At 36.4% G+C, this 11963-nt stretch carries 9 protein-coding genes; 4 read left to right on the top strand and 5 right to left on the bottom strand.

Annotation, left to right across the window (positions count from 1 at the left end; translation table 11 throughout):
- Positions 1–122: 122 nt before the first annotated feature.
- Positions 123–5003 carry a malectin domain-containing carbohydrate-binding protein gene (locus tag ES675_RS13640; RefSeq protein WP_082985884.1) on the top strand — a complete coding sequence of 1627 codons (4881 nt, stop codon included), beginning with the start codon at positions 123–125 and terminating at the stop codon, positions 5001–5003.
- A gap of 16 nt (positions 5004–5019) precedes the next feature.
- The gene (locus tag ES675_RS13635; RefSeq protein ID WP_066250197.1) at positions 5020–5799 is read left to right on the top strand and encodes a T9SS type A sorting domain-containing protein; all 780 of its coding nucleotides are present in this window, start codon (positions 5020–5022) and stop codon (positions 5797–5799) included.
- On the opposite strand, the gene ES675_RS13630 is transcribed toward ES675_RS13635, so the two are convergent.
- The 4 genes from ES675_RS13630 to ES675_RS13615 are packed head-to-tail and all read right to left on the bottom strand — an operon-like array spanning position 5800 to position 9151.
- Positions 5800–6492, bottom strand: coding sequence for a peptidoglycan DD-metalloendopeptidase family protein (locus ES675_RS13630; RefSeq protein ID WP_066250193.1), 693 nt, complete (start codon positions 6490–6492; stop codon positions 5800–5802).
- Positions 6493–6518: 26 nt separating this feature from the next.
- A complete protein-coding gene (locus ES675_RS13625) occupies positions 6519–8030 on the bottom strand; it encodes a DUF4097 domain-containing protein (RefSeq protein WP_148367502.1) in 1512 nt (503 codons plus the stop codon).
- A gap of 13 nt (positions 8031–8043) precedes the next feature.
- Entirely contained in the window at positions 8044–8619 is a 576-nt protein-coding gene (locus ES675_RS13620; RefSeq protein ID WP_066250186.1) for a hypothetical protein, read from the bottom strand.
- Entirely contained in the window at positions 8603–9151 is a 549-nt protein-coding gene (locus ES675_RS13615) for an RNA polymerase sigma factor (protein WP_066250178.1), read from the bottom strand. The genes ES675_RS13620 and ES675_RS13615 overlap by 17 nt, the downstream gene beginning before the upstream one ends.
- Before the next feature lie 176 nt (positions 9152–9327).
- Between ES675_RS13615 and ES675_RS13610 the strand changes: the two genes are divergently transcribed.
- A complete protein-coding gene (locus ES675_RS13610) occupies positions 9328–9894 on the top strand; it encodes a DUF2911 domain-containing protein (RefSeq protein WP_148367501.1) in 567 nt (188 codons plus the stop codon).
- Complete coding sequence (gene meaB, locus ES675_RS13605; protein WP_066250172.1) at positions 9887–10975, top strand: methylmalonyl Co-A mutase-associated GTPase MeaB; 1089 nt, start codon at positions 9887–9889, stop codon at positions 10973–10975. The genes ES675_RS13610 and meaB overlap by 8 nt, the downstream gene beginning before the upstream one ends.
- On the opposite strand, the gene ES675_RS13600 is transcribed toward meaB, so the two are convergent.
- Positions 10970–11911, bottom strand: a complete 942-nt coding sequence (locus ES675_RS13600; RefSeq protein WP_066250169.1) for an NAD-dependent epimerase/dehydratase family protein — start codon at positions 11909–11911, stop codon at positions 10970–10972. The two genes, meaB and ES675_RS13600, sit on opposite strands and share 6 nt — an antisense overlap.
- Between the last annotated feature and the right edge of the window lie 52 nt (positions 11912–11963).

The raw sequence follows: 11963 nt of genomic DNA, 5'->3' as shown, positions 1-11963 counted from the left end.
TTAAACAGGTTCAACGAAAACTAATCGTTTATACTTAAAAAGTAAAGCCTTATAACTATTTTTACAGAGGTATCTCCTGATTAATTTTTTTCGATTAATAGCACGCAAACGAAAAAAACATTATGATGTCTCTGATTTATTTAAAAAAAGCAATACGATTTGTTACATTAACAATCGTAATCAGCATAACTTTATGCTGTTTTAATGGCTATTCTCAAACTATTAGTTTTGGTTCCACTGGCTTAATCAATGAAGGTGTTTTAAACCCAACCTCATTAGATTTTGGTCCTGATGACCGCTTATATGTCTCGCAACAAAACGGACTTATTTGGGCCTATACAGTTGAGCGCGATAACGCCAGCGCCGGAAATGGTCAATATACCGTTATTGCTAGCGAAGAAATTACTAAAATCCGAACAGGCATCCCAAATCATAACGATTTAGGCGTTTTTAATCCAAGTCAACAGCGACTAGTAACGGGTATTCTTACTGCTGGCACAGCTCTAAATCCAATCCTATATGTAACCTCATCAGATTATTTGCTAGGTGGTGGTTCGGGTGGAAATGATAGTAATCTAGATACCAATTCCAGTATGATTTCCAAGCTTGAGAAAATTAATGGTGTTTGGGAAAAAACCGATTTAGTAAGAGGTTTACCACGTTGTGAAGAAAACCACGCTATTAATGGTTTAGACATGTTTGAAAAAGATGGCGAAACCTTCCTGTTAGTCGCTCAAGGTGGTCAGACCAATAAAGGTGCACCTAGTAATAATTTTGCAGGAACTCCAGAATTTTTCTTATCAGCCTCAATCCTTATCGTAAATCTGACACAATTGGAAGGCATGACGGTTTATACGGACCCACGAACCAATACCGAATATGTATATGATTTACCAACCTTAAACGATCCAACACGAATAGATATAGACAACACGCACCCGGATTTCCCATATCCAGTTGGACATCCAATGCATGATGCTTTTATTGATTTAGGCGATCCATTTGGTGGTAACAATAGTTTAAATCAAGCCTTCCCAGAAGTGGGAGGTCCGGTTCAAATATTTTCACCGGGATTTAGAAATGCATACGATATTCTAGTCACAGAAAACAACAGAATTTACACGTCAGACAATGGTCCCAATGCACTTTGGGGAGGCGTCCCAAGGATTTACGATATAGCTACAGACACCTATTTAGGTGATGAAAGCACGATTACCTATGATCCCAACATTCATTATATTACAAACGAAATGAATGAGAGCGGTAGTGAATTTTCTGAAGATCCATTACATTTTATTGGAACGATAAACGATGTAAATGGTACATATTACGGTGGACATCCAAATCCTATTCGCGCATTTCCTTCCCGTGCTAATGTGATTGCTTATGAAAAAATAAGTGGCTCATGGGTAGCAACCAACACCTATTTGGTTGGCGATTTATTAGTGGGTTCAGAGGGCTATTTTAACTCGTCATTTTCAATTGCTAATTTCCCGGACAAACCAGAACAAGGAGAATACCTTATTGATGAACCAGTTAGCAGCCCTAAAAATAATATTTTAGATGTTAAAGCGGCTTCCACAAATGGTATTGTAGAATATACGGCTACCAATTTTGGTGGTGTTATGCAAGGAAATATTTTAACAGCCTCCTTTAATGGTGATATCAATCGGTATATATTAAATGCTGCTGGTGATATGGTTTTGGAACAAGAAGTGCCTTTTAATGGTTTTGGAAGTATTCCTTTAGATGTTATTGCTTTAGGTGATAATTCCATTTTCCCCGGTACGGTTTGGGCTGTAACTTATGGCGCGAACAGTGTAACCGTTTTTGAACCGTCTGATTTAATTTGCCTACAACCTGGTGATATAGGGTATGATCCATTGGCGGATAATGATGGTGATGGTTATACCAATCAAGATGAAATTGATAATGGCACCAATATTTGTTCTCAAAGTAGTAAGCCGAAAGATAATGACAACGATAATATTTCTGATTTAAATGATCCAGATGATGATAATGACGGTATTTTAGATGTCAATGATGCTTTTGCATTAGACGCCAATAATGGAACCACCACCAACCTACCTATAGATTATCCGTTTTGGAATAACGATCCAGGAACAGGTTTATTTGGCCTAGGTTTTACAGGTCTCATGTTAGACCCTTCTGGTGCTACAGATTATCTAGATCAATTTAATGAACAAGAAATGTCCTTTGGTGGTGCTGCCGGAAAAGCAACGGTTGATGCGGTTTCTGGAGGTGATGCATTTGAAGGTTTAAATAATCAAGATTACGGCTTTCAGTTTGGAATAAATGTGGATAGTAATTCCAATCCGTTTACGGTTCATTCCAAAGTAGAGTCGCCTTATTTTGGCTCTAATGGGAGTCAGAATGATCCTGTTGACTTTCAATCTTATGGCATGCAAATAGGAACAGGTGATCAAGATAACTACCTGAAATTCGTGTTCATGAATGGAACGCTAAATAATGATGCGTTTCATGGTTTACAACTCCTGATAGAATCCAATGGTGTTGTTACCTTAAATACGATTTATGATATACCAGATATTATCAATTCAGGATCAGTAGATTTATATATTTCTGTAGATCCTGCAACAGGATTAGCACAGCCCTTCTACTCCACCGATAATGGGGGAACTTTAAGTTTATTAGGGCCAACCATTTTATTACCAAGTGATTTTTTAGATCCTTTGGATGCTAAAGGAATGGCAATTGGTATTATTTCCACTTCCAGATCGGCTACAACACCTAACCCCTTTACAGCAACTTGGGATTTTATAGAAGCCTATGAAAATCAAAATGGTGTCGTGTCTATAAACCCAACGAATTTAGATTTTGGACTAACACCCGTAAACAATTCCCAACGCAGTAAATACATTGTATTAAATAATGAAGGTGGACCTACCGATGACGTGATTAGCGTAACGGCTCTAAATTTTGTTGGAACCGACGCAGCTTCATTTACATCGGATGTAATCTTACCTTTTAATATCAATCCTGGTTCTTCAGTAAAAATTCCAATCGATTTTATTTCCGATAATATAGTTGGGCTTAAATCCGCCAATATGGAAGTGATTCATTCAGGTGTTAACGCGGGAGTTTCTATGTCTTTAGCGGGAGAATTGACAGATATTTACACACCTATGGTTCGTATTAATGCTGGAGGCCCTCTTGTTTTAGCATCAGATGGCGGTCCAGATTGGGAGGATAACACAACTTCAACTGGAGATTCGTATACGGTTTCTTCTGGCTCCCCTTATTCTTCAACAGAAGTGTTTTATGAAGATCGCCATGCATCCATTCCAAGTTATATAGACGCTAGTACCTATTATGATGTCATGCATATTCAACGAAGTATTAGCGATCCTGCCTATCCTATGATTTTTTCTATTGCAGTACCAAATGGAGATTATATAATAAACCTGTATTTTGCTAATTTATATAATGGCACTTCAGATCCTGGCGAACGTGTTTTTAGTGTGAACATTGAAGATGAACGCCTATTAGATGATTTTGATATTTCTGCGGAATTTGGTCATCGCCAAGCTGGACTTGTTCAAAATAATATAACGGTTACCGATGGTGTTTTAGAAATTCGCTTTTTCGAAAACATAGAAAATCCCTTAATTAATGGAATAGAAATTTTAGGTATTGCCTATCCTGAATTAGAATTACAACCAATTGCAGATAGAACCAGTTGCGAACTAGAAATATCTGATTTTCAAGCCGAAGGTTCTGGTGGAAATCCATTAGATAACTTAACATATTCCATATCTGGACAACCGGCAGGAACGGACATTGAACCCACTAACGGTTTAATTTTTGGTATTATTAATGAAACGGCTGTTTCTGGTGGACCCAATAGTGATGGTGTTTATAATGTAACGGTTACCTTAAGTAAACCGGGAAGTCTAGATGTTGAGCAAAGTTTTACTTGGACTATTTTAGATGATACAGAAGCGCCAATTATTATATGCCCAGATAATATAGTAGAAATTCTAGCAAGTGGCATAACCGAAGCTACCGTATTGATTACAGAACCAACAGCAACTGATAATTGCAGCAGCACCATAACCTACGCTGGTGTTCGGTCTGATGCGCTGTTACTAACGGATCCGTATCCTTTAGGAGATACCGTTATTACGTGGACAGCAACAGATGCCTCTAACAATGTATCATTAAGTTGCGACCAAACAATATCAATTTTAGAACCTATTCTAGTTTCAGCAAAAGCCTATTTACAAGGAGCTGCATTGAGTCCTAATTTTGGAGAAGAAACCCTCATGCGTGACGATTTAAGAATCGCTAATCTCATTCCAACAACGAGTCCGTATGCTGATGGATTAGTTTGTGATCCTTCCGTATTTTTAATAACAGGTAATAATGCTATTGTTGATTGGATGTGGATTGAAATACGAGATGCTAATACAAACACCTTAATTGTTGATGCCAAATCCGGACTCGTACAACGTGATGGAGATATTGTAGATATTGATGGTATTTCGCCAATAAATTTCGAACAAGTATCCGGTGATTATTTGGTTGTTCTAAACCATAGGAATCATTTAGGTATTATGAGCGCAACCGCAATAACGCTCTCCAATGTATCGTCTGTCGTCAATTTTACCGATGGTAGCACAACTACTTTTGGATTAGAAGCTCAAACAAGTTTCGGAATGCCTACAGGTATTTTAGGCATGTATGGAGGCGATATAAATGGCAATAATCAAACCCGCTATTTAGGACCTAGCAATGATTCGGCTAGTTTAAAAACAATTGTTTCAAATGCCGCTGGCAACACGACCAATAGCAACTACTACCCGTATACAGCATACAACACAGGTGATATTAACTTAGATGGTATTGTACGCTACTCAGGACCCGGGAATGATAAAGGTCTATTAAAAAATATTATTACAAATCATATTAATAATCCAGCATCAAATTATTATCCAATTTCAGAACAAATGCCAAATTAATTAAATACAAAACGTCATGAAAAAATTATATATAACTGCATTACTGTTGGTAATAAGTATTGCTATACATGCCCAAGCAACCTATGAATTTAGTCTGTCATTTGTTGGCGTTAACCCTAATACGGGTAATTACCAAATGGCCTTACTGGCCACACCTAGTGAACCAGTAACTAACGACAGTACCGACGATATGGGCGCAGGATTTTATGTCCCGACAGGTTTAACAATCGGGAATTTTGTAACAGGCAACTCCAATCTTCCAGCATCCGAATGGGTGTCTATTTCTATGGGACCGGGCGTATTTGGTGATGCGTATTTTTTAGGTCGCGATGAAGCTGGTCAGTTTACAGTCATGCTAAATGGTGCAGGCCCTTTTGAACTGGTATTATTTGATGTCATTGCCAATCCAAACCCATCAAGTGGTGAGATTCGTTTTGTGGAAAATGGTGATCCTGTCTTTGATACCATCTTTATAGAAAATTATATCAATATTTATGCTCAAAATCTATATTCCCAAAATAATCCTTTAGCCAATTCTATCAGCTTTCAAACTCTAGATTTAGATGCCGTTAATTTGAAGGACACGATAAACATATATCCAAACCCCGTGTCTGATATTTTATATATCAAAACGGCAAATGCGATTAATAATATTGAAATATTTACCTTATTAGGAAGTCGGGTACTTAAAACGACGAATTCCGAAATTAATGTGAACAACTTTCAATCAGGAACCTACATCCTTAAAGTGCAAACAGATTTAGGCCAAACAATAAAAAAACTGATTATTAACTAACTAATTTAGTTTTAGTAGCAGATTAGGATCTGGGCAATTTTGTAAAAAATGGTCCAGATTTTTTTTGCTGCAAACTCCAGGATAATCGCCTTCAAATCCTTCTAAATCATGAATTATTTGAAAATGTAAATGTGGCGCGTAATCACCATTTACTTCAGCGGTACCAAGGGTTGCTATTTGTTCGCCGCGTTTAACTGAATCTCCTACTTTATTGTCGGTTAAAGAATCCAAACTTAAATGACCATATAACGTATAAAAAACAACATCATTAATCTGATGTTCCAAAATCAGTGTCGGACCATAATCACCATAATTAGCATTATTTGCCAAACTGTGTATAACACCTTCAAGTGGCGAAAAAACAGCTGTTCCTGCAGCGATCCATAAATCTAATCCTAAATGAATATTACGTTCGGTATCGGCATTTTGCTGGTTGAAATAGGCACTACGTTTGTAAATGTTTCGTTTTTCATTATAACCGCCATAAGCGACTTGCGCCTGTTTTTGATGACAATATTCGTCTATAAATTTAATCCAAGCTTGGGAGGAGGACACATCAAAAGTGTGTAGTGATAAATTCTGCTCCGACAAATCTATGGATACATATTTTGACAAGAGAATTTTATTATCTAAAACAAAAAGAGGCATAGAACTAATGCCATTTAGAAAAGAAGAAAAGGTAGTTGAGTTCATATCATTTAAAACTCAAAAATAGGAAACTAATCCATAACTACGTGACTATATTTTGCATTAACAACAATAGTTTTGTTATTGGAAATACTACCAGAATTAAAAGAAGAAACGGCTTGACCTTTGGTGTTTTTAGGATGCTTGAATTGCGAATATTTGCCGTGATACTGCAATTTATATTCTGCTTGAGGCAGTTTTAAATTAGCATTACTATTATCTAATGTAATATTAATAGTATTAAAGTCATCTGTTATTTCACTAATGGCTAGGTCTCCAAAGCTACCATTAAGAATAGCATTACCTGACAGTTTATCAATATGAATATTGGACGAATTAGAATTTAATACAAGCCCATTTACATTTTGAATGGTTGCGGCTTCCACAAAGTTCAATTCTAAATTACCCATCTTCCAATCCTTTATTAAAAGGGATGAATAAGATGCATTGATGGCGGTTTGTTCGCCATCAATGCGTGTTGCTAAAAATTTAGTGTGATTTAAATCGGCCTTGAGATTATGAATAACAGAGGTAAATTTCATTTCACCATGTCTGACATTCAATTTTAATTTGGCGTCCTTGGGAATTTTTATTTTAAGTGTTTTTTTAACTTTCATATTTTCCCCCATGTCTGAATCAAACATGGCTCGATATTTAGCATCTTGCTTTTGTCGTATATCTTCATGTTTTTCATGTTCTTTTTCCATGAGATTCGCACGTTCTTCCATTTCTTTTCCAAACTGCTCACCCCAAGTTTCCATTTCCTTACCAAACTGTTCGCCCCAAGCTTCCATGCTTTTTCCAAATTTCTCTCCAAAGGCTTCGCCCCAAGCTTCCATGTCTTTGCCAAATGTATCGCCAAACTGGGCACCAAATTTTTCGCCCCAAGCTTCCATTTCCCTTTCATATTTTTCAAAAGCGTCCGTGTCTACTTTTTTTGCCCAAGCTTCCATTTTTCTAGCATATGCATCGCCATATTTGGCACTGTATTCGCGGCTCCACTTATCCATATATGCTTCGCCTTCATATTTGTAACGTTCAAAATCAAAATTGGTAGTGTTCATACCTTCTGGTAAATCAGGTAGTTTAGGCATATTAGGCATTTTTGGCATATTCGCCATGTCAAGCGATGCCATTAAGCCATCAACTAATGGCATAATCGGGATGTCTGCTAATTCAATTTCCAAATTCTGTAAGGCATCTAATGATTGAACATCAAAAAGACTCATACTTTCAGACCAACTATCACCTTCCGAATTAGATTTTATAGTTATATAATCTTTGGAACCTTCCACCTGAACTTTCCAACCATCAACATGTTTTTTCAGTTCTTCTTTTGATAAAGCGTCACTTTCAATATAAGCTTCCACTTCAATAATATCTTTATTCCAAGTATCGATAATTATGTTGGTATAACTCGCATGTATATCTAGGGTTACCTCATCATTGACTTGCATTGATTGTGATATTTTATCTACGCGCTGTTGTGCATTCATACCACCTGCAAAAAGTAAGCAGAGAAGCAAAAATTTTATGTTTTTCATAATTCTAATGTTTTTATACGTTATTTTTTTTCTGATGTGATTCAGAGTTTTTTAAACTGTGTAATTGGTCTTTAAGGCGATACATGAGATTTAATCTAAATTTCAAGTTTGTAATCAATGCGCTTACCGTTAATTCATTTGGACCTTGTTCGGTTAACTCAATGGACAATCGCTTATACTCCGCATTTAAAGCATCTAAACGCAATATATAGCCATCAATGAGTTCTTTATTTTCTGAAGTTAAGGTCACTTTGGACAACTCCAAATTAATATTTGCCAAATAATAATCCTCTACCTTTTTAAAGTCTGGAGAAATATCGCCTAATGTTTTTAAAGGTGATTTTTCCGGAGCAACTTCAACAACGTGGTTCGTTTTAATAGGCTGATTGAAAAAAGAATAAACACCAAAACCCAATCCAAAAACAATCACAACACTTGCTGCAATTTGCATCCATAAAAAGCTATGTTTTTTCTTTTGTGGTAAGGCTTTGTTCAATTTCTGCTGAAATCGAGCTTCATGTCCTGAAGGCATTACAGCTTTTGTTTCCGCATCGTCCTGTTTGAGTAAATCTCTAATATCCCGTGCCATTGTTTTTCTGTTTTAATAATTCTTGTAATTGTACTTTACCTCTGTAAAGTTGTGTTCTAGAAGAAACTTCGGTAATGTTTAATATGTCTGAAATTTCCTGATGATCATAACCTTCCAATAAATAGAGTGTGAGAACCAATCGATATTTATCAGCTAAACTTGAAATAGCTTCTTTAATATCCACAACCTCCACAGTATCTTCTACTAACCAATTGTCATTACCCGAGTCCACAACATTTAAATGCACCGTTTCAAGTTCCACCAATTGGTGTTTTTGTGCTTTTAACATGTCAATACTTGTATTAATAACAATGCGTTTTAACCAGGCACCAAACGTAACTTCTGCTTGATACTGATCCAGTTTAGAAAACGCTTTAATAAACGCATCCTGAACAATATCTTCAGCTTCGGCATCATGCTTTACAAATCGTCTTGCAACAATATACATTCCTTGGCAGTACTGGTTGTATAACTGCATTTGTGCTTGACGGTTGTTTGCTTTGCATTTTTCAATAATTTCAAGTTGAAACATGCTTTACTTTTTGGTTTTAATGGTTTAGTTCATCTTAATGACGATGAAAAAAGTGATGTGTTGCAAAAAACAGCATCTTTTTTTTTCAAGATTAAAAATAACTCTTAAAAAAATGTGATAGCCCTTTATTAAAAATAACATTTGAAGTATCTTTATATCGTTAATAAAAATACCTTATGAATAGATTTTTTAAATGGTTTTTGGGATGCTTATTTCTAATTGCCATCAGTTTGTTTTTATATTCCTTTTTTGTGGATGGCAGTTTACTTGCACCACGAAAAAGCCCGATCGATACTGTATCTTTTTCTAAAAACGATTTACAGTTAGATATTGTTTATAATAGACCATCTAAACGCGGTCGAGAAGTTTTTGGCGGTTTGGTTCCCTATAAGCAAGTTTGGCGAACAGGTGCCAACGAAGCAACAACCTTTAAAACGAATAAAGCCTTAAAAATAAACAACGATTCGCTTCCTGCGGGAAAATATACCTTATGGACCGTTCCAAACGATTCCACATGGCAAGTTATGTTTAACTCCAAGCAATATTCCTGGGGAGTTGACACAGAAATGAAACCGATGCGTGAGCCCGAATTTGATGTCATTACCATATCAGTTCCAGTAGAAGGCACAGGTATTACCGTTGAACAATTTACAATAGGGTTTGACAATGCGTTGGACAGATTATCATTAACCATGGTTTGGGATGAAACCAAAATAGCCGTACCAATAGAAACTTTTGACTAAAAAAACGTCACATAAAAAGGCATTACAAGAACAAACTGGTGTTTCGCAACCCGAAACCATCAACCAAGCTATTATTGATGCTATAAGAAATCGTAGACAGGAAAAACCAACGACTCTACAACTTATTGAACGTATTTTAGAAGGTGATATAACGGCTTTAAGTCGGGCGATTACCTTAATTGAAAGCACGAATAAAGCGCATTCTGAACAAGCTCATGCTATTATAAAGGGCTGTTTACCGCATGCTAATAAATCGGTTAGAATTGGCATCACAGGTGTTCCTGGTGTTGGAAAAAGCACATTTATTGAATCCTTTGGGAAATATTTATCCAAAGCAGGAAAAAAAATTGCCGTTTTAGCTATTGATCCGAGTAGTTCCATTACGAAAGGCAGCATTCTAGGTGATAAAACCCGAATGGAAGATTTAGTAAAGGATACGAATGTCTACATCAGACCGTCGCCTTCAGGTGAATCTTTAGGTGGTGTTGCTCGCAAAACTCGGGAAACTATTATTTTATGTGAAGCTGCTGGTTTTGACACCATTTTAATTGAAACGGTTGGTGTTGGCCAGAGTGAAACAGCGGTTCATAGTATGGTAGATTTTTTCTTATTACTTAAATTAGCAGGTGCTGGCGATGAGTTGCAAGGTATTAAACGTGGTATTATTGAAATGGCCGATTCTATTGCCATCAATAAAGCCGATGGCGAAAACATGAAAGCCGCTAAAATTGCCAAAGTGGAATTTAATCGTGCCTTACATTTATATCCAGCAAAAGATTCTGAATGGCAACCGAAAGTATTATTATGTAGCGCCTTGCATGATGAAGGAATAGATACCGTTTGGGAAACTATAGATAAATATGTGACGCAAACGCAAAGCAATGGGTACTTTGAGCAGCGACGCCATGAGCAAAATAAGTTCTGGTTGATTGAAACTATTAAAGACCAACTGCATGCGGACTTCTTTAATAATGATGTCATTAAAAAAGCATTGAAAGTACAAATAGCATTAATTGAGGCACAGAAAACAACGCCGTTTGCTGCTGCTGATTATTTATTGCAGTTAAAACCGGAATTATAGAAAATTGGCTTTATACCAAGCTACTTGCTTATCCACACCTTCTAATAATGTAGTTTGCGGGTTATAATTTAGTAACCGTCTCGCTTTATCAATAATGGCCTTGGTTCGTAATTGATCTCCAGCTCTAGCAGACACATGATTAATAGTAATATTCATATCCATAACTTGAGCAACCGCATCAATACCTTCTTGAGTGGTATGTTCTACTTCAGTTCCAAGATTTATAATTTCACCATCAACAACATCAATAGCGTCCATAACGCTAACAACACCATCTACAATATCATCCACATAGGTAAAACTGCGTAAATGTGTAGAACTGCCTTCGTATAACGGAAAGGCTTCTTTATTAAATCCGCAGGCAATCAATTTGGTATACATTTTTTCAGGACGTTCTCGAGGTCCAAAAACAGAATATAAACGCAATGAACAAGACTTCAATTGTTTTTCACGCGATTTTTGAAGCACCAATTGCTCGGCAGTTAATTTAGTTACCCCATAATGAGAGGCTGGTTTGGGTGCCACATCTTCAGGAAACGTCGCTTCTAGCCCGTAAATTGACGATGTGCCTATATTCACAAATAACTTTAGATCCTCTAATTGTAACGCATAGTCTATTAAGTTTTTTGTAGCAATAATATTATTGGTAAAATAGTCTTCAAAAGTTGATGTGGTAGAAATGCCTGGTTGTGCCGCAAAATGAAAAATAAAATCGATATCTTTTGGTAAGTTCTCGCTCAAATCATCTGAACGCAAATCCAATTTCAAAACACGAATACCTTTGTTATTTAGAGCTTTTTCGTTTAATCTCTTTAAAGATTCGCTGTAATACGGTGAAAAATTATCCACACCTATTACATCATGTCCCATTTCTTTTAAACGTTCAGCTGTATGCGAGCCTATAAATCCCACTGCACCAGTAACTAGTATCTTCATAAATCTAATTTCTGTTACAAAGAAACATTTTTTTTCTGTAAGATTAGAATTC

The organism is Algorimicrobium algoritergicola, assembly GCF_008086165.1.
GTDB classification, from domain to species: Bacteria; Bacteroidota; Bacteroidia; order Flavobacteriales; family Flavobacteriaceae; genus Algorimicrobium; species Algorimicrobium algoritergicola.
The sequence above is the reverse complement of the archived record's forward strand: the minus strand, read 5'-3'. Positions and strand labels throughout refer to the sequence as shown.

What these genes read in the sequence shown, in the direction of transcription:
- ES675_RS13620 (WP_066250186.1), bottom strand. Translation starts at nt 8,619, where the DNA reads ATGGCACGGGATATTAGAGATTTACTCAAACAGGACGATGCGGAAACA.
- ES675_RS13630 (WP_066250193.1), bottom strand. Translation starts at nt 6,492, where the DNA reads ATGAACTCAACTACCTTTTCTTCTTTTCTAAATGGCATTAGTTCTATG.
- ES675_RS13615 (WP_066250178.1), bottom strand. Translation starts at nt 9,151, where the DNA reads ATGTTTCAACTTGAAATTATTGAAAAATGCAAAGCAAACAACCGTCAA.
- ES675_RS13635 (WP_066250197.1), top strand. Translation starts at nt 5,020, where the DNA reads ATGAAAAAATTATATATAACTGCATTACTGTTGGTAATAAGTATTGCT.
- ES675_RS13600 (WP_066250169.1), bottom strand. Translation starts at nt 11,911, where the DNA reads ATGAAGATACTAGTTACTGGTGCAGTGGGATTTATAGGCTCGCATACA.
- ES675_RS13625 (WP_148367502.1), bottom strand. Translation starts at nt 8,030, where the DNA reads ATGAAAAACATAAAATTTTTGCTTCTCTGCTTACTTTTTGCAGGTGGT.
- ES675_RS13610 (WP_148367501.1), top strand. Translation starts at nt 9,328, where the DNA reads ATGAATAGATTTTTTAAATGGTTTTTGGGATGCTTATTTCTAATTGCC.
- ES675_RS13640 (WP_082985884.1), top strand. Translation starts at nt 123, where the DNA reads ATGATGTCTCTGATTTATTTAAAAAAAGCAATACGATTTGTTACATTA.